The 19,337-nt window shown below is 37.5% G+C and carries 19 protein-coding genes; all 19 read left to right on the top strand.

Annotated features, from left to right (window positions below; all coding sequences use genetic code 11):
- Positions 1-138 precede the first annotated feature (138 nt).
- Positions 139-1,278 carry an acetyl-CoA acetyltransferase gene (locus C1N55_RS11075; RefSeq protein ID WP_137728883.1) on the top strand — a complete coding sequence of 380 codons (1,140 nt, stop codon included), beginning with the start codon at positions 139-141 and terminating at the stop codon, positions 1,276-1,278.
- Position 1,279: 1 nt separating this feature from the next.
- Positions 1,280-1,684, top strand: a complete 405-nt coding sequence (locus C1N55_RS11070) for a Zn-ribbon domain-containing OB-fold protein (RefSeq protein WP_137728882.1) — start codon at positions 1,280-1,282, stop codon at positions 1,682-1,684.
- Positions 1,685-1,973: 289 nt separating this feature from the next.
- Positions 1,974-3,194: an MFS transporter gene (locus tag C1N55_RS11065; RefSeq protein WP_137728881.1), complete on the top strand. Its 1,221-nt coding sequence runs from the start codon at positions 1,974-1,976 to the stop codon at positions 3,192-3,194.
- Between the two features lie 242 nt (positions 3,195-3,436).
- Complete coding sequence (locus tag C1N55_RS11060; protein WP_137728880.1) at positions 3,437-4,984, top strand: class I adenylate-forming enzyme family protein; 1,548 nt, start codon at positions 3,437-3,439, stop codon at positions 4,982-4,984.
- Between the two features lie 34 nt (positions 4,985-5,018).
- On the top strand, positions 5,019-7,058 hold the full coding sequence (locus C1N55_RS20950) for an ABC transporter ATP-binding protein (protein ID WP_137728879.1): 2,040 nt from the start codon (positions 5,019-5,021) through the stop codon (positions 7,056-7,058).
- Complete coding sequence (locus tag C1N55_RS11050; protein WP_137728878.1) at positions 7,055-8,002, top strand: ABC transporter permease; 948 nt, start codon at positions 7,055-7,057, stop codon at positions 8,000-8,002. Before C1N55_RS20950 ends, C1N55_RS11050 begins: the two co-directional genes overlap by 4 nt.
- Before the next feature lie 110 nt (positions 8,003-8,112).
- Positions 8,113-8,952, top strand: coding sequence for an ABC transporter permease (locus C1N55_RS11045; RefSeq protein WP_240758272.1), 840 nt, complete (start codon positions 8,113-8,115; stop codon positions 8,950-8,952).
- 40 nt (positions 8,953-8,992) lie between these two features.
- Positions 8,993-10,630: an ABC transporter substrate-binding protein gene (locus tag C1N55_RS11040; RefSeq protein WP_137728877.1), complete on the top strand. Its 1,638-nt coding sequence runs from the start codon at positions 8,993-8,995 to the stop codon at positions 10,628-10,630.
- A gap of 90 nt (positions 10,631-10,720) precedes the next feature.
- Positions 10,721-11,686, top strand: coding sequence for an MBL fold metallo-hydrolase (locus C1N55_RS11035; RefSeq protein ID WP_240758270.1), 966 nt, complete (start codon positions 10,721-10,723; stop codon positions 11,684-11,686).
- A gap of 111 nt (positions 11,687-11,797) precedes the next feature.
- Complete coding sequence (locus C1N55_RS11030) at positions 11,798-12,562, top strand: beta-ketoacyl-ACP reductase (protein ID WP_137728875.1); 765 nt, start codon at positions 11,798-11,800, stop codon at positions 12,560-12,562.
- A 17-nt stretch (positions 12,563-12,579) separates the two neighbouring features.
- The gene (locus tag C1N55_RS11025; protein ID WP_137728874.1) at positions 12,580-13,029 is read left to right on the top strand and encodes a MaoC family dehydratase N-terminal domain-containing protein; all 450 of its coding nucleotides are present in this window, start codon (positions 12,580-12,582) and stop codon (positions 13,027-13,029) included.
- On the top strand, positions 13,026-13,424 hold the full coding sequence (locus C1N55_RS11020; RefSeq protein ID WP_137728873.1) for a MaoC/PaaZ C-terminal domain-containing protein: 399 nt from the start codon (positions 13,026-13,028) through the stop codon (positions 13,422-13,424). The genes C1N55_RS11025 and C1N55_RS11020 overlap by 4 nt, the downstream gene beginning before the upstream one ends.
- 81 nt (positions 13,425-13,505) lie before the next feature.
- Complete coding sequence (locus tag C1N55_RS11015; RefSeq protein ID WP_137728872.1) at positions 13,506-14,681, top strand: thiolase family protein; 1,176 nt, start codon at positions 13,506-13,508, stop codon at positions 14,679-14,681.
- A 37-nt stretch (positions 14,682-14,718) separates the two neighbouring features.
- Positions 14,719-15,297 (top strand): TetR/AcrR family transcriptional regulator, encoded by a 579-nt coding sequence (locus C1N55_RS11010; RefSeq protein ID WP_137728871.1) that lies wholly within the window; start codon positions 14,719-14,721, stop codon positions 15,295-15,297.
- 46 nt (positions 15,298-15,343) lie between these two features.
- The gene (locus C1N55_RS11005) at positions 15,344-15,811 is read left to right on the top strand and encodes a peptidoglycan recognition protein family protein (protein WP_137728870.1); all 468 of its coding nucleotides are present in this window, start codon (positions 15,344-15,346) and stop codon (positions 15,809-15,811) included.
- Between the two features lie 104 nt (positions 15,812-15,915).
- Positions 15,916-16,062 (top strand): hypothetical protein, encoded by a 147-nt coding sequence (locus C1N55_RS20545; RefSeq protein ID WP_168193844.1) that lies wholly within the window; start codon positions 15,916-15,918, stop codon positions 16,060-16,062.
- 135 nt (positions 16,063-16,197) lie between these two features.
- Complete coding sequence (locus C1N55_RS11000) at positions 16,198-16,518, top strand: hypothetical protein (RefSeq protein WP_137728869.1); 321 nt, start codon at positions 16,198-16,200, stop codon at positions 16,516-16,518.
- Positions 16,519-16,769: 251 nt separating this feature from the next.
- The gene (locus C1N55_RS10995; protein ID WP_137728868.1) at positions 16,770-17,549 is read left to right on the top strand and encodes a gluconate 2-dehydrogenase subunit 3 family protein; all 780 of its coding nucleotides are present in this window, start codon (positions 16,770-16,772) and stop codon (positions 17,547-17,549) included.
- A 41-nt stretch (positions 17,550-17,590) separates the two neighbouring features.
- Complete coding sequence (locus tag C1N55_RS10990; protein ID WP_137728867.1) at positions 17,591-19,306, top strand: GMC family oxidoreductase; 1,716 nt, start codon at positions 17,591-17,593, stop codon at positions 19,304-19,306.
- Positions 19,307-19,337 lie beyond the last annotated feature (31 nt).

Below are 19,337 nucleotides of genomic sequence, written 5' to 3'. Positions count from 1 at the left end.
TAACTCATTTTTTTAAAACATACTACCTGGTCAGTTTTTTTAAAGTAACAATACTAACCGTTTAGTTATACAATCTTTTCTTGAATGAACCTACTGATAGCCGGAGTGCTGGTTAATCTACAAAAAAGGGGGGCAAATATGAAATCAGATAGAATAGCGGCCATTGTCGGTGTTGCGGAATCTGATCTTGGTAAAACCCCCGGCAAAAATGTTTTACAGCTCCAAGCTCAAGCTGCAAAATTAGCATTAGAGGATGCCGGGTTAACAAAAAATGATATTGATGCTGTATTTACAGCAGGAAATTGGGCGTGGGCACCAAACCTTATGTTGGCCGAATATCTAGGCATTCAACCTAAATATACAGACTCTACGAATATTGGTGGTTCATCTTTCGAAGCGCACGTTGGGCATGCTGTTGCAGGCATTAAAGCAGGCTTATTTGAAGTTGCTCTCATCACTTACGGAAGTACAAACAAAACCAATCCTTCCAACTCAATGTTTAAGTCACCACTGACAGCTCAGTATGAATTGCCTTATGGATTGCCAACACCTGTTGGCGCTTATGCATTAGCTGCCATGCGTCATATGCATCAATTTGGTACAACATCAGAGCAGTTGGCAGAAATTGCAGTGGCAACTCGAAAATGGGCGGCTTTAAATGAAAAAGCTTACATGAGAGAACCCATTGCGATAGAAGATGTGTTAAACTCGCGAAAAATAGCCGATCCTTTACATTTATTGGATTGTTGTTTAGTAACAGACGGGGGTGGAGCAGTAATTGTAGCTTCCAGTAATGTTGCTAGCAAACTAAACAAAAAACCAGTGTGGATTTTAGGTCATGGAGAATCCCATTCTCACAATACAATTGCTAATATGCCAGATTTAACGGTTACAAGTGCCGTAGAATCAGGTAAAAGAGCATTTGAAATGGCTGGAATTTCTCACGATGAGATTGATGTGGCGGAAATTTATGATTCGTTCACCATCACAGTGTTACTGACACTTGAAGCACTTGGTTTCTGTAAGCCTGGTGAAGGTGGAGCATTTGTAAGCGGCCAAAGAACAGCCCCGGGTGGAGATTTCCCAATGAATACCAATGGGGGAGGCTTATCCTATTGCCACCCTGGTATGTATGGAATTTTCTTATTAATAGAAGCTGTACGTCAGTTGCGCGGTGAGTGTAGCTCGCGTCAAGTAGAGAATGCCAAACTTGCATTGGTTCACGGGACAGGGGGAGTTCTCTCCTCTACATCAACTGTGATTTTAGGGGGGGACTGAAATGATAAAAGATTTGGTTCAATCTGCAATTGATGAAGAATCAAAACCATATTGGGATGGATTAAAAAATGAAAAACTATTCATTCAATATTGTGATGATTGTCAGCAATATATCTTTTATCCACGAACAATTTGCCCTCACTGTTTTTCAGAGAAAATTAGATGGCAGGAGTCTTGTGGAAATGGGAAGATCTATAGTTACACTGTTGTGCACCAAGCATTTGGTCCCTTTAAAAGTGAAGCACCTTTTGTTGTAGGCATTATAGAACTTGATGAGGGTGTAAGAATGATGTCAAGAATACTTGGTGACAAGGATCAGATTGCTATTGATCAGGAGGTCTCTGTTGTATTTCAAGAGGTAGAAAATGATTTAGTTCTTCCATATTTTCAAGTAAAAGAACTCTGACATCGAGAATAACAAAATTCACAAAACGGAAGAAATATCTTCTTCCGTTTCTTTAATAAAGAGATGGAATTTAAAAAAATTCTAGAATTAGAAAAGTGTCTAGCTGCAAGTGCTAGCTCTAAAAGGTTGCTGGATTCCTTTGCAAAATCCATGGAAGTTTTTTCAATACTTCTTTCATTTATTCAGGAAATGTAAATGCGAAAAATAATCCGGTAATAGGGGAGCCAGTTTTTTGGAGCTAGCTAGCACCTTTCGCTTTTCTAAAAAAAGTGAAAGAAGATGAATAGTTATGATGGATAGGAAGGCGTTCTTTTTACTAGGATTCATAATGTTTTTAACGATGACAGGTTATGGAATAGTACTTCCTACATTGCCATTTTTAGCAGACGACTTAAACTTAACATCAGTCCAAATGTCATCATTAATCATTGCTTGGGCCATTGCACAGATGATTACTTCACCATTATGGGGTCGTTTGGCTGATAAAATAGGAAGAAAACCAGTGTTAATGATGGGAGTTCTAGGTTTTGGTATAGCCTTCCTTCTGTTAATTTTTGCTCAAAACTATTGGCAATTATTATTAGTAAGGTTAATTGGGGCAGCCATCTCATCTGGTGCTCACCCTGCTGCTTTTTCCATGGTAGCAGATCAAACGACAAAAGAGAATAGAAATGAAGCCATTGCAAAAATGGGAGCGGTCAATGGTCTTGGCTTTTTGTGTGGTCCAGCTATAGGTGGTTTGTTTTCACCACTAGGTGTAGTTGTTCCTTTCATCATCGCAGGATCGCTAGCTTTGATTACTCTACCATTTGCTCATTTTTACATTCATGATAAGAAAATTGAAGACGACACAGAAGAAACGAAAGACTCTCTTCAAAATAAAGAAACCATTTCGTTTTGGCAATCACTATTAATGGTTACAAGGCCTGGTTATTGGAACCATTATACAATTATTCTTGGATTATCCATTGCTGCCTCAAGTTTCTTTGGATTACTCGGTTACTTTATGATTGAAAGATTTGAGGCTACCCCAGTATTTGTTAGTTTAGCCTTTAGTGCGCAGGCGGGTACTTCAGTTGTCGTGCAATTCTTTTTACTTAAGAAGTGCAATGAGATATGGGATGAAGATACCATTACGAAAATAGGCTTAATCATTACAGCAATTGGATATTGCTTTATCAGTTTTGCACCATTTATCTGGTTCGCTATATTTGGTTGTGTATTAACAGGCTTAGGTCAGTCGTTAGTACGTCCAACAACAATCGCCATGCTATCAAAGCGTAACGAAATGGGGCAAGGCATCACAATGGGATTACAAAACTCTATGGATAGTCTGGGAAGAATACTAGGACCACTTTGGGGTGGATGGGTGTTCGTATTCCTGGCGTCAGCTCCATTTATAACTTCCGCAATAATTACTGCACTGCTGGTTGGCGTAGCATATTTAACTGCTTATCAACACAAAGTACAAATTCCTCTACCAGATCGAAAAGACACTAGTAACTCATAATTAGCTAAAAGTTGGCTCCTTAAAATGAAAACGTTTAACCTCAGTTCAGAAGTAGTCTCACTTCGAAAGTGGCGAGTTGATTGTAATGTAACTCAAAACTAGTAGGTAATCACCATGACTCCAATGAGGTTAAAGCCTTTGGCGTATGCAAAGAGATTTGAAACCTGGTCGCACAAATACGCTAAGGTACATCGATTAAAAATCCTTACTATGAAAATAGTAAATGAAATTAGGAGGATAACATGCTATTAACTGAATTATTGGGTGAAAATATTGAAAAGTTTGGTGAGTATAACCTTCTTTACTACAACGAGAAAACTTATACAAATAAGGAAACGGAAATTATTTGTAAAAAAGTTTCAAGTTTAGTCCATTCCCTTGGAGTAGGGAAAGGGGATCGAGTTCTTATTTGCATGCCGAATTCTCCAGAAGTAATTTTCTCCTATCAAGGAGTATTAGGAGTTGGTGGAATCATTGTTCCAGTAATGTACCTGCTACACGAAAATGAAATTAACTTTATATTAAAAAATTCTGAAGCAAAAGTGGTTATTACATCTTCCGTTCTTTTAGAAAAAATTAACGGAGCAACAAAAGGGTTAGATGTTAAACCAAAGGTAATTTCTATTGACCAACCAAATGAAACAGTACTTCCAGATGGACTCGAGGTGATTGTGTGGGATGAGGCTCTCTCTAATATGCCGCTCTTTGATAATTCATCATTGAAAATGGAAGAATCGGATGTTGCAGTTATATTATATACGTCTGGAACAACTGGTGCACCAAAGGGTGTTATGCTAACTCATAAAAATCTATATGCAAATTCCATGTCAGGAGTAGCGCTAAGAGAAGAAGATGAGACAAGTGCCACAACAATCGGCGTTCTTCCATTAGCACATATCTATGGATTTGGAATTATGAACGGGATGCTCCTACTTGGAAATTCTGTCGTTATTTTCTCTAAATTTGAAGCAGAGGAAATATTTAAAGTAATTGAGAAGTATAAAGTAAAATCTTTTGCAGCTGTACCAGCAATGGTCCACGCAATGCTATACGACACAAGCGCTGAGAACTATGATCTATCGAGCTTGGAAACAGTTGGTTCTGGTTCTGCAGCTCTTGCGATTAGTTTACGACAAAAATTTAAAGAGAAATTTGGAGCTGAAGTACGAGATGCTTATGGACTTTCTGAAGCATCCCCAGGTGTAGCTTCCCAACGAAATAATATGCCAATCAAAGAAGGCTCTGTAGGAATTCCAATGCCAGGTGTAGCTATTAAAATTGTCAATGAACAAGGGCACGAAGTACCTGTTGGTGAGGTTGGTGAATTATTAGTTCAAGGTGATAATGTCACACCTGGTTACTATAAAAATGAAGAAGCGACAAAAAAGGCTTTAGTTAATGGTTGGCTTCATACAGGTGATATGGCAAAGGTTGATGAAGATGGTTATTTATATATAGTGGATCGTAAAAAGGATTTAATTATTCGAGGTGGGTTTAATGTATATCCACGTGATTTAGAAGAATTATTAGTCAAACATGAGGCAGTTCTTGAGGCAGCGGTAATCGGTATTCCTTCTGAAAGAATGGGTGAAGAAATTCTTGCTTGTATTGTAAAGAAACCTGAAGCAAATGTAATCGAGCAAGAACTAATTCAATATTGTCAAAAGAATCTAGCCAAATATAAAACACCTCGACATGTCGAGTTTATCGATGAACTTCCTAGAAATGGTGTAGGAAAGATATTGAAAACTAAGCTAAGAGAGAGATTTGCAAGCCTTACTCTAGACTAAGAGGGATGAAATACACTTGAAAGGGGGAATTTGATTGGCCGAAAACTCTAATACACTTTTAAAAGTGGAAGAGATGAAAACTGTTTTCAAAACGAGGGCTGGCAATTTAGAGGCCGTTGATGGTGTATCCTTTAGTATATCAAAAGGAGAAACAGTTGCGATAGTAGGAGAATCAGGATCTGGAAAAAGTGTTTCTGCGCTATCCATACTAAGATTATTAGATAGTAATGGCGAAGTAACTTCAGGAAAAATCTTATTTAACGATTTGAATTTGAAGGATTTAAGTACAGAAGAGATTCGAAAGATTCGAGGAAACGAGATTGCGATGATTTTTCAGGATCCAATGACATGTCTGGACCCTGTTTACACCATTGGCGATCAGATTATCGAGACGATTAAGATTCATGAAGACTTAAGCAAACAAGAACTGCGAGATCGAGCACTTGAATTATTAAAACTAGTTGGTTTGCCTGATCCAGAAAGTAGAATCGACGCTTATCCCCATCAGCTTTCCGGGGGGCAAAGACAGAGGGTAATGATTGCCATTGCGCTTGCCTGCAGACCTAATTTAATTATCGCTGATGAACCAACTACGGCTCTTGATGTAACCGTTCAAGCCCAGATAATGGAGTTATTAAAAGATTTACAATCACAATTTGGAACGGCGATCATTTTAGTAACTCACGATTTAGGAGTTGTAGCCGAAATGGCTGACAAAGTGGTTGTAGTCTATGCTGGGCAGGTTGTTGAACAATCTGATGTGAAGGAGTTATTCCAAAAACCACAACATCCGTATACTGAGGCACTCATGAGGAGTATTCCCAAAATAGATACGGACAAAAATCGTAGACTACTCACAATTAAAGGGAATGTACCAAGCTTAAGAGAAATACCATCAGGCTGCCGTTTTCACCCAAGATGTCCCCTAGCTTCAGAGAAATGTAAAATTGATGAGCCTCCACTATTTGAACTAGGGGAAAATCGAGTGAGTAAGTGCTGGATTGCCGATCCGAGTCTGCAAGATAAAAGGGAAATTCCTACATTAATTGAAGAACAAGATTCAAACTTCGAAGTGAATGAACATCTTGTAAACAAACAATTGCTCTTAGATGTAAATAACCTGCAAAAACATTTCCCTATTACAAAAGGAATTTTGTCTAGAACTGTTGGTCATGTGAAGGCAGTTGATGGGGTATCACTGAATATTCATAAAGGCGAAGTTCTGGGGCTTGTTGGAGAATCGGGCTGCGGGAAGTCAACGGTGGGGCGTTTAATAACAGGGCTAATTGAATCAACGAATGGTGCTGTAAGTTTTGACGGAAAACAGCTATCAAGCTCGAATCGAAAAGATAAAAAAGCGATAAGAAAACGTATTCAATTTGTTTTCCAAGATCCTTATAGTTCGTTAAATCCAAGAATGACAATATTAGATATTATTGGTGAACCTTTAGAAGTTCACAATTTAGCAAAAGGAGTTGCTAAACGTCAACGGGTAGGAGAACTCCTTGAAATCGTTGGATTATCGAAAAATGATATGCATAAATTTCCACATCAATTCTCAGGGGGACAACGTCAAAGAATTGGTATTGCTAGAGCTTTGGCAACAGAACCTGACCTCTTAATTTGTGATGAGGCTGTATCGGCATTAGATGTTTCCGTTCAAGCGCAAATTTTAAATCTATTAAAAGACCTTCAACTAAAATTGGGATTATCCTATTTATTCATCTCTCATGATTTGAATGTGGTCAAATACATTTCCGATCGGATTGCTGTGATGTATCTTGGTGAAATTGTTGAAGTAACGGATTCCGATACGTTATTTGAGGAGCCTTTACACCCTTATTCTCAAGCATTGATTTCAGCTGTGCCAATTCCGAACCCAGAAATCGAACCGGATCGAATTATATTAAGCGGTGAAGTACCAAGTCCATCCAATCCACCATCCGGTTGCAAATTCCATACACGATGTCCAGCAGCTATGGATATTTGTAAACAACAAAAACCTGAACTAAAAGCCATTTCAAATGGTCATACGGTTTCATGTCATCTCTATGGAGAGGAGCAAAAGGCATGATTGAATATATCGTTAGACGTTTAATATTCGGAATATTCGTTCTATTTATAATGACAACTTTTATTTTTATCATCATGAGAGCAGTTCCTGGTGATGTTGTTACACTCCAATTAGCTAATTCAGGGGCAACGCCAGAGCAAATGGAAGCATTGAAAGCTGAAATGGGGCTGGATAAAAGTGTAATCGGTCAACTAGTAGATTGGGCATCGAAAGCCGTACAAGGTGATTTAGGAAATTCACTTTGGTCAGGTCAACAAGTATCAGAAATTATTTTAGAAAGGCTGCCAGTAACCATACAATTGGCAATCCTATCAATCGTTTTAGCTATCATTATTGGTATACCAATTGGGGTTATTTCTGCAGTTAAACAGAATTCATTTATTGATCACTTCTTAAAAATAATTTCAATAGGTGGTTTATCTATTCCTAATTTCTGGTTAGCACTCATTTTGCTAACTGGATTATCCTTAATTTTAAACTGGATTCCACCGTTAGGGTATCAATCTTTTTTAGATAATCCTTTAGTAAATATACAACAAATGTTTTTACCGGCAATCTGTTTAGCTATCACACTAAGTGCGAGTATCGTACGTATGACAAGGTCTGCTGTTCTCGAAGTATTACATTCCGAGTTTATTAGAACCGTACGTGCGAAGGGCGCAAAAGAAATGATCGTAATCTTCAGACACGCTCTTAGAAACTCTTTAGTATCCGTTATTACCTTAATCGGCTTACAAATTGGCTATTTGCTAGGTGGAACAGTAGTGCTTGAATCAATTTTTGCGCTTCCAGGACTAGGAAGTTTGATTTTTGAATCAGTATTAATAAGAGATTACCCAATTGTACAATCGACTGTATTGGTATTTGGTGGAATGTTCTTACTAGTTAACTTAATTGTTGATATTATGTATGGCTGGGTTGATCCACGAATTAGAGCGAAATAAAAAGTGCATCAAAATTCTTGTTTCAAGAAAAGGAAGTGATTCGCATGTCCCAAGTTCAATTAGACTCAGAATTGCCAAACGAGAGGATAAAGGCGGGAAAGAATTTGCATTTGAGTAAATTCAAACAGGACTGCAAACGCTTTATTATCACTCAAAAAATTGGTTTTGTGTCTCTTTTAATCATCCTTCTTGTGGTAGCGATTGCAATCGCTGCCCCAATCATTGCACCTTATGACCCTATAAGTCAGGATCGTGCAGCTTTTCTGGCAGCTCCAAATGCAGATCATATGATGGGGACAGATGACTTAGGTCGTGATGTATTCAGTCGACTTGTTTATGGTTCTCAAATCTCGTTACTTGTTGGAATTGTAACAGTAGTTATTTCAATAATATTAGGAACTTTGATTGGGATGGTATCAGGTTTCTTTGGTGGGGTTGTTGACATGATTATTCAAAGAATTATGGACGCAATCATGTCTATCCCAGCATTAATTCTAGCATTATTTATCGCAGCATTGTTAGGACCTGCAATCCAAAATGTTATTATCGCACTAGTCATAATTGAAGTACCTCGTTTTGCAAGGATTGTTCGGGGGGAAATGCTGAGAATCCGTGAATCGAATTATGTAGAAGCATCCCGTTCAGTAGGGGCAAGCTCATTCAGAATTATCATGAAGCATGGTTTACCAAATATGATGGCTCCTATTATTGTTATGGCAAGTCTTGCGTTTGGTCAAACCATTATTGCTGAAGCTTCACTTAGTTTTCTTGGAATTGGAACACCACCACCAAATCCCTCTTGGGGACTGATGCTTAGTGATGCGAGTATGTACATGGAAAGTGCTCCTTGGCTCGTTCTTTTCCCAGGATTAGCTCTAAGTATATTGGTTTTGGCTTTTAACTTATTTGGCGATGCATTACGTGATTTCCTTGATCCAAAAATGTCTTAGAGAGTTGAAAGAGATTGATATTTCATAGGAGGAAATGGTTATGGATAAAAAGTTGAAATCAATTGGAAGCTTTTTTCTAGTGGGATTATTGATACTGTTAATCAGTGCATGCTCTTCTGACACAAAAGAGAATGAATCAACAACTGAAAGCCCAGGAACGGAGAATGCAGGTACAGAGTCATCAGAACCTAAAAGTGGTGGAACGTATACAATTCTTTCACCTGCAGACCCGGATATGTTAGATCCACATAAACAATCATCAATCTATACTCATATGATGGCTGGGCTAGTTTATAACAAACTAGTCTCTTATGAAACAGGTCCAGGAGTGGATTATACAGACTACAATGTTATTCCAGATCTTGCAGAGCGTTGGGAAGTTTCTGAAGACGGAAAAGAATATAAATTTTTCTTAAGAGAGGCATACTGGCACGACAAAGAACCGGTAAATGGAAGACAGGTTACAGCAGAAGATGTTGTGGCAACAATGGAAAGAATTATTAATCTACCAGGTCATCAAGCAGCGATTCTCTCAGAGGTAGAAAGTATCGTGGCTGAAGATTCACAAACTGTTGTATTTAAACTGAAGCAACCATTTGCACCATTTTTAAACTTTATGGCTAATCATTTTATGTGGATTTTACCGAAAGAGGCAGTAGAAGGAAAAGTAGATTTAGCGACTGATGCTATCGGAACAGGTCCATTTGTTTTGGAAAAGTGGGAAGATAATGTTCAGGCAACCTATTCTAAAAACCCAAACTACTATGAAGAAGGTAAGCCTTATTTAGACGAAGTAATCTATAAAGTCGTTCCAGATCAAGCTTCTCGTATTGCGGCGTTTAGAACAGGTCAAGCTGATTCAATTGGTGGATTAGCACCGGAGCAGCTTGCACAGCTTCAAAAAACAAACCCAGATACAGAAATTTTTGAAGCGTTGTTTGCAACTCAAGAACAATTATATATGAATATGGAAAGAGAACCATTTAATGATCTTAAGGTTCGAAAAGCGATTAGTATGGCAGTCGATCGTCAATCGATGGTCGATGCAATTTATGGTGGTGGTGAAATCAGTTCACCTGTCAATCCATCATTGGGTGATTGGGCATTACCTTTAGAGGAACGGAAAGCGTTACTACCATACAACCCTGAGGAAGCGAAAAAGTTACTTGCAGAAGCTGGGTATCCAAATGGTTTTGATACGAAAATGATTGTGACAAATGGATACGGCGAACAATTAGTACGTGTCGCTCAATGGGTTGCGGAAGATTTAAGAAATATTGGCATTAATGTTGAAATTGAAATTGTTGAATATGCTACTTACTTCTCAGAGAGATGGCCAAATGTAGATTACGATATGGGTGTAGGCTATCAAACTTATTTCCAAGAGCCTGATGAGTGGCTGCGTACACAGCTTCATACAGATGGTGCAAGAAACTGGTATAACATTAGCGATCCAGAACTAGATAAGATGCTTGACGAGCAAAGACTTATCTTAGATGTGGAAGAAAGAAAAGAATATGTTTATGATATTCAACGCTATGTTTTAGAAAATTTAGCTAATCCGCTACCACTTACAACATACTACACAAAAACACCAAGACACTCTTTTGTCAAAGATTCTTACCCACATGCGTCTTATGGGTACGGATATCTAAAGGATGTATGGTTGGATAAATAATTGTAATGAATAGATCGATTTTCATAAAATTGAGAACGTTTCATGAAAGGTATGTGAGAACACATTCTTATAAAAGAAGGATTGAGTGCTTTGCATAGAATTGAAAGACTGGAGTTAACAACCAACTTTCCAATTGGTCCAGTATATTCATATGTCGTCTTTGGTGATAAATTAACGCTCATAGATGCCGGCTTAAAAAATGAGCAGGGTTGGAAAAATCTAAATGATGGTCTTCATCGAATTGGGTTAACCGTAACTGATATTGAACAAATTGTCATAACTCATCATCATAATGATCATACGGGTCTGGTTGACTGGATTCTTGAAAAAAATCCGTCGGTTTCCATCTATGCTCATAAAGATACAGAAATGTATTTAAAAGATGAGAGTTATATAGAATGGAGTGCAGAGTTCTTTGATAGATTATTCATCGAATTTGGTCTAACTAAAGAAATGGCACATACATGGGCTTATAGAAAAGGACATCTTCGAGATTACTTTCAGGTTGCTACTGTAGATGGAGTGCTCCAAGATGGAGATTTCGTACCAGGATTACCTTCTTTTCAAGTAATCGAAACACCTGGACATTCCCAAGATCATATTTCCCTATATAGTTGGGACGACCAACAATTTATATGTGGGGATAACGTCATTAAAGGGGTACATGGGGGAATATTCTTAGATGCTCCTAAACAAGGGGAGGAGCGAGCAAAACCGCTCCTCCAATATCTAAACAACTTGGAAAAATGCAGAAAACTTCCTGCAAAATTAACTTATTCAGGGCATGGTCCGCTGATTGAAAATCTAAATGAAGCAATTGATGGACATATAAGCAATATTGAAAACCGTACAAACCGTGTTATCAATACGCTTAAAAAAGCAAATGGAGTGGCAACCGGATATGAGATCATTCAAGAGATGTATAAAGGTAGATATGAGAGGGCTGTAATAACATTTGTGTTTGAGATCTTAAGTGTACTTGATTTATTGCAGGAACGAAATATTGTAATAGCAGACAAGAAAAATGGTGTCTACCAATATCGTTTAGTAGATTGATATTGAGAGGCAATATACCAAAGAAAATGTGCCGTTTGTTTGAATATTTCTATATAACTTCTAATAGAATGTTAAGAAATAATATTAGTATAAATATAGGAGGAGTTTATTTTGACAGGAAGATTTGATAATAGAGTTGCTTTTGTTACAGGTGGTAGTCGTGGAATAGGTAAAAGTATTGCGGAAACTTTCGCTCAAGAAGGGGCTAAAATAGCCATTATTGATATAAATGAAGAAGCTTTACAGGAAGTTCAGTCCGATTTTAAGGAAAAAGGGTACGAGATCCTAACGATCCAGGCGAATGTTGTAAAAGCAGAAGAAGTAGAAGCTGCAATAGAGAAGGTTGTTAGTGACTTTGGTTCCCTCGATATCTTAGTTAATAACGCTGGAATTATTCGAGACAACTTATTGTTTAAAATGACTGATAGTGATTGGGATCAAGTAATCGATGTACATCTTAAGGGAGCATTTAATACTTCACGTGCTGCTCAAAAATATATGGTTCAACAAAAATATGGAAGAATTATTAACATTTCCTCAACTTCTGCATTGGGTAATCCCGGTCAAGCAAATTACTCCACGGTAAAAGCTGGTTTACAAGGCTTAACTAAAACGCTAGCAAGAGAACTTGGAAAGTTTGGCATTACTTCTAACTCTGTTGCACCTGGATTTATCGAAACAGATATGACAAAAGCAACCGCTCAAAGAATGGGTGTACCATTTGAAGATTTCATCAAAGCCGGTGCTAGTAGAATTCCAGTAGGTAGAACAGGTAAACCGAGCGATATTGCAAATGCAGTTGCCTTCTTTGCAGACGAAAAATCTTCTTTCGTTAACGGTCAAGTACTTTATGTGGCTGGCGGTCCAACTAATTAATGGGAAGGAGAAATGCAATGTATAAAGATTATATCGGTCTAACTTCAAACAAAGTGAGAAGTGTGATTGAAAGAGAATTGGTTAGACGTTTTGCAGAGTCAATTGGAGACAGTCATCCAATCTATATAGATGAAGAAACGGGAAAAAATTCAAGATTCGGAACAAATATTGCTCCACCTACATTCCCGCGTGTCCTACGATCGGGTTCGATTGATGGATTGAAATTACCATCAAAAGGCTTAATACATGGGGAACAAATCTATCATTACGAAAGACCTTTATTAGTAGGTGAGGAAGTCTTCTGTTATTCGAAAATTGAAGATTATTACGAAAAGGAAGGCAGTACAGGTAAGATGGGCTTTCTTAAGATGAAAAGATATGGTGAAGATGCAGAAGGAAATCTAATTTTTACGGAAGAATCCATCACAATCATTACTGAAACAGTAAGGAGGTCCCTAAGCGTATGACAGTACTAAATGAGGTAAGCATAGGTGAAACTCTAGAAACTACTCTCAATCCAGTTTCGAGAATGGATTTAATCAAGTACTCTGGATCTTCAGGAGATTTCAATCCGATTCACACAATCGATGAAGAAGCTGTAAAAGCGGGGTTACCAGGGATTATTGCTCATGGTATGTGGACAATGGGCAATCTATCTAAATTATTTACGCCATATTATGAAGAAGGTCTAATAAAGGATTATAATATCCGGTTCTCAGGAATGGTGTTTTTAAATGATGTCCTTACATTAAAAGCCAAATTAATAGAAAAAGATGAACAATCTCTAACTTTTGAAGTAAAAGCTACTAATCAAAACCAAAGAGATGTGGTTCAAGGAAAACTTAAATTTGAACTTTATTAATTAAGACGGGGTTGTCTCGATTTATATCAACTAAAAAGAGACACCCTTTTCCTACAAACTATGTAAATGAGGAGAATTGCGATGAAAAGAGATGCTGTTATTGTATCAGCTGTACGTACTGCAATTGGTAAGCAAGGTGGCGCTTTGGCAAGTATTCCTGCGCATCTTTATGGTGGAGAAGTAATAAAAGAAGCAATTAAACGAGCGAACATAAATCCAGAATTGATTGATGATGTTATTTTAGGAAATGTGCTTAGCGGGGGTGGTAATATTGCGAGATTGACAGCTTTGCAAGGCGGTTTATCTGTGAATATACCTGGTTTAACTGTTGACCGTCAATGTGGATCCGGAATCAATGCAGTTGCTTTAGCTGCTCAAGCAATCCAATCGGGTGCGGGAGATATCTATGTTGCTGGTGGTATTGAAAGCATGAGTCGTGCACCCCATCAATATGAGCGAGCTGAGCAAGCCTATAGTTCACTTCCTCCAAGATACCGTAAGACCCTTCTTGCTCCTGAAGAAATCGGTAATCCAGCAATGGGAACAACTGCTGAAAATCTAGCGAAAAAATATGAGATTACGAGAAAAGAGCAAGATGAATTCTCATTAAGAAGTCAGCAAAGAATGGCTAGAGCGATAGAGGAAGGTCGATTTGATGAGCAAATTGTACCGATTAGTATACCTCAGCGTAAAGGTGAACCTATTTTGTTCAACAAAGATGAACACCCACGTCCAAACACAACTTTAGCTGCATTAGCAAAACTAAATCCTGCTTTTGAAAGAGATGGTACTGTAACAGCTGGAAGCAGTTCAGGATTAAATGATGCAGCATCTGCCTTAGTCATTATGTCACGTGAAAAGGCGGAAGAACTAGGATTACAACCTTTAGCGACTATAAAAGGTTCGACAGTGGCAGGAGTGGATCCTAACATCATGGGTATTGGTCCAGTACCTGCAACGAAAAAACTAATGGAAAAGCTTGGTCTTTCTTTAGCTGATATGGATATTATCGAGCTGAATGAAGCGTTTGCCTCACAAGTAATTGCTTGTGATCGAGAATTAGAATTCGACCCAGAGAAACTCAATGTGAATGGTGGCGCGATTGCACATGGGCACCCATTAGGAGCAACTGGGGCGATTTTAATAACAAAGGCAGTATATGAATTAAAACGATCCGCTGGAAGATATGCACTAATCACTGCTTGTATTGGTGGAGGTCAAGGTATTTCTTTAGTAATAGAAAGGGAGCCGAATTAAAAATGTAGTGAAATTTATAGTCGAAGGGAACAATATTATGAGAGGAAGAATTATAAAAGAAAGTATAGACCTTTTTGATAAGAAGGGTTTCAGTAAAACTTCCATACAAGATATTGTTGATACTATTGGAGTGACTAAGGGTACCTTTTATTATTATTTTAAAAGCAAACAGGAGTTACTAAGGGATATTCACTTAAATTATATAAAAGAACTTCTAAAAGAACAGGAAATCATCCTGAGAGATGAATATATTAGCTTCGAAGAGAAGATGCAGAAACTAATTTATTTGATTATTAAGAACATTAGAGTGCATGGAAAAAGTGCGAGAGTATTTAATAGAGAAGTTCGGCATTTAGATGAAGAACAAGTAAAGTCAGTGAATGTTTACAGAAAAGAGTTCCGATTTAATCTTCAAAAGTTGATTGAAGAAGGTATTGAAAAAGGTGAATTCAGAGAACATTTAAGAAGTGATATTGTCATCTTTGGCATTCTAGGCATGGTTAACCGATCTTATAATTGGTATAAACCCGATGGGGAAGTGACAGAGGAAGAACTTGTTAGTATCTATATGGATTTGATCTTGAATGGAATAAAATCTGAACCAAATAGTAAATGATATAGTAGTACCAAAAAATCATAGCACAAAACGTATTAGGAGAATTATGAAAATTATTCAAAAGAACTTTCAATTTTTAGAATCATTCGAGCCATTGGAAAAGGTGCAAAATATCATTGTTCATCATACTTCAAGGGCACATATGACAGCTGATGAATGTCATGAATTTCATCAAAAAGAGCGCGGCTGGAGTGGTATAGGCTATAACTATTTTATAGAAAAAAATGGAAATATTATTGAGGGTAGGGGTCAACATGTTGGAGCACACGCATATGGCCATAATCGAACGTCCATTGGCATTTGTATAACAGGAGATTTTGATATAGAAACACCTACCAACCAACAATGGACATCCTTTCTTTGGTTAAGTAGTTATATGATGAAACTCTATAATTTACAACCCAATCAAGTCCTCGGACATCGAGAGCTTGAAGGAGTACAGAAAAGCTGCCCGGGAATATTAATCGATTTGGATGAAGTGCGAAGCCAGGTAATGGAATATATTACTATGTAATCTCGTCAGTAAAAGATGCTGGCGAGATTTTTTTGTTGAAATAAAAGGAATTAAAGCGAAATTTATAGAAGTATGTACTATATAAATGTAGAGGAGATGATGTTTTGAAAAAACGAAACCTAATTGCCTTTGTTTTATTCTTCCTTTTACTCTTGGCTGGCTATTTTTATTCACAGCATCCATTTCTAGAAGAAGGAGCTGTATTTGGTTTCACTATAATAAATGCCAATTATTGCTTGAACTTATCCTGAATTTTATTTTCCCCCCAAAAATATTCTACATAACATAAATCGAAAGAACCGTGATCATAAAATCTAACAAACCAATGCGAATAATAATATTGAAAGGTGACATAATAAGACCAAATTATTTTGGAGGTTATAACATTGAAAAAATTATGGTATGTACCGTTCCTATTATTAGTCCTTTTATCAATAGTCGGCTGTAACGCAGACACTGCCTCAGAAACTGAGACAAGTGAAAATATCAATGAAACAACGGAAATTATTGAGCAAGATTTAGAAGAGGTTCAAGAAGATTCGCTAAGGGAGTCAGAGAAACCTCAAACTGATACTGAACTACAAAACGAACCTGATGGAGCTACTGGTGAAAATTCTGAACAGCATCCACCGGTAAATGATGATGTAGGTGGTCAAGGAATTGAGGATGAAGGTCAAAACCACGATGCCAACACTGTTCAAGATTAATTATCAATAAGTAATCAATCAAACGACCCACTCAAAAGGGTCGTTTTTTTTGTCCTCAAAATTAAAAATTAGCAACAATTAAATAAATCATGGTTTGTTAGTAAAAATATTGGATGAAAAAGTATTAAAAACTAATTTTGAAACAAAATACTTGTGAACTATATTTTTCATTACTTCTCACAAGTAGATAGAATGATTTTTCAATTACTTTGTAATTGAAACAAAAAGTGAATAATTAGGAGGTAATTTTCATGGCAGATCAAGATAAGAAAGATCCGTTATTAGAAAAACGTACATCGAGACGTTCATTTCTTAAAAGTTCTGGTTTAACAGTCGGTGGACTACTTGTCGGTGGTGCAGTAGGAACCCTAATAGGTAGAGAATCAAACGAAACAACAACAACCGAAGACCCAAAACAAACACCATCCCCACAAGGATCGGGTGAGGCGAATGTTAATGCTGCATTAATGTTCTTTACTCCAAATCAATTTGATATAACAAATGCAGCAGTGGAAAGAATTTTTCCAGCAGATGATAACGGTCCAGGAGCACAAGAGTTATTGGTAGCTTATTTTATAGACCATCAATTAGCGAGTGGTTGGGGAATTGGTGCAAAAGAATACATGGCAGGTCCTTTCTTCCCTGGTGAAGAAACACAAGGCTATCAAGGTAGTCTAAACCGTCAAGAAATTTTTACTGTTGGATTAGAAGCTATCGAAAAACATAGTATCGAAAAAACCGAAAAACCATTTATTGAATTGACGGGCGAAGAGCAGGATGCCATTTTAAAAGACTTCCAAGACGGCAATGTAGACATGAAGGGTGTCTCATCTAATTATTTCTTTAATTTACTGCGTTCCACAACAATTGAAGGTGTCTATGCGGATCCGTTATATGGTGGAAATGCCAATATGGCAGGATGGCAGTTGAAAAACTACCCAGGTCACCAAATGAGTTACTTCAATATTATTGAACAAGATAAATTTGAGGAAATTGCACCAAAATCTTTATCCTCACAACATAATCACTAATTGAAAATAATTAAATAGCGAAAATACAGGAGTGATATAGAATGGTAACGACATTACCTAAAACGGATGTTGTGTTAATAGGTGTTGGTTGGACAGGCGGTATCTTAGCAGCTGAACTAACAAAAAAGGGTTATAAAGTAGTCGGTCTCGAACGTGGGAAAAGAAGAACTACTTCTGATTACTTGATGGTTCATGATGAGCTACGCTTTGCACTTCGATACGATTTAATGCAGGACTTATCTAAAGAGACTGTCACATTCAGAAATAACGAAAAAATGCGTGCACTTCCAATGCGTCAATACGGTTCATTCTTATTAGGAACAGGCTTAGGAGGTTCTGGGGTTCACTGGAATGGTCAAACGTGGAGATTCCTGCCATATGATTTCCAAATTCGTACTTTAACTGAAGAACGCTATGGGAAAAATAAAATTCCAGCAGAAATGACTCTTCAAGACTGGGGAATTACTTATGATGAGCTAGAACCTTATTTTGATAAATTTGAACAGATGGCGGGAATTTCAGGAGAAGAAAATCCTTTTGGAGGGGCTCGTTCAAATAAATTTCCTACCCCTCCCATGAAAGTAACTCCAATAACAGGTCTGTTTAAGGAAGCTTGTGCAAATCTAGGTTATAAACCATTCTCACAACCATCTGCCAATTTATCTGAAGCCTATACGAATCCTGATGGTATTGCACGTGCTGCCTGTCAATATTGTGGTTTCTGTGAACGATTTGGTTGTGAGTACGGGGCAAAAGCAGATCCGGTTGTTACAGTTCTTCCTGTAGCAGAAAGCTCAGGAAAGTTTGATTTGCGTACAAATTCGAATGTTGTTGAAATTCTCCATGAAGGAAATCGAGCAACTGGGGTACGTTTTATTGATACTCAATCCGGTGAAGAGTTTATTCAGCCGGCTGAAGTAGTAGCTGTAACAAGTTATGTATTAAATAATGTTCGATTATTATTACAATCAAACATTGGGAAACCATATGATCCAAAAACAGGTACTGGTGTAATAGGAAAAAACTATGCATATCAAAATATGTGTGCAAATACTACGGGCTTCTTCGAGGATAAAGAGTTTAATGTTTACGCCGGGGCAGGTTCACTCGGTATGAGTATTGATGAGTTCAATGGAGATAATTTTGATCATAGTGAGCTTAATTTTATTCATGGAGCGAATATTTCATTATCTCAGCTTGGAAAGCGACCTATTCAGAATAACACTGTTAAACCTGATACACCTAGTTGGGGTGCCAAATTCAAAGAAGAATCGGTTAAATATCAAAATCGATCCATTTCGTTTAATGCTCAAGGAGCTTCCATGCCTTATCGTTATCATTATCTGGATTTGGATCCAACGTATAAGGATGCATTTGGAAATCCGCTACTACGAATGACATACGACTTCCAAGAACAAGACAACGAGATGTCAAAATTTATGGCAAGTAAAACTGAGCAGATAATGAAAGAAATGGGCGCTTCTGAAGTAATTGTACAGCGAGAAAAAGGTCCATATAATATTGTGCCATATCAATCTACACATAATACTGGCGGCGTAATTATGGGTGATAACCCAGATACTAGTGCCTTAAACAGTTATTTACAAATGTGGGATTTTGAAAATGTATTTGTTCCAGGTGCAAGTGCATTCCCACATAACTCTGGATATAACCCAACAGGTACAGTTGGAGCTTTATCTTACCGTGCTGCAGAAGGTATTGATTTATATCTGAAAAATGGCGGCTCATTAGTTTAATTGAAAGAAAAATTCAAAAGAGAATGTAATC

Source organism: Lysinibacillus sp. SGAir0095, from assembly GCF_005491425.1.
Taxonomy (GTDB): Bacteria; Bacillota; Bacilli; order Bacillales_A; family Planococcaceae; genus Ureibacillus.
Note: the sequence above shows the minus strand (reverse complement) of the source record. Positions and strands in the feature narration are given on the sequence as shown.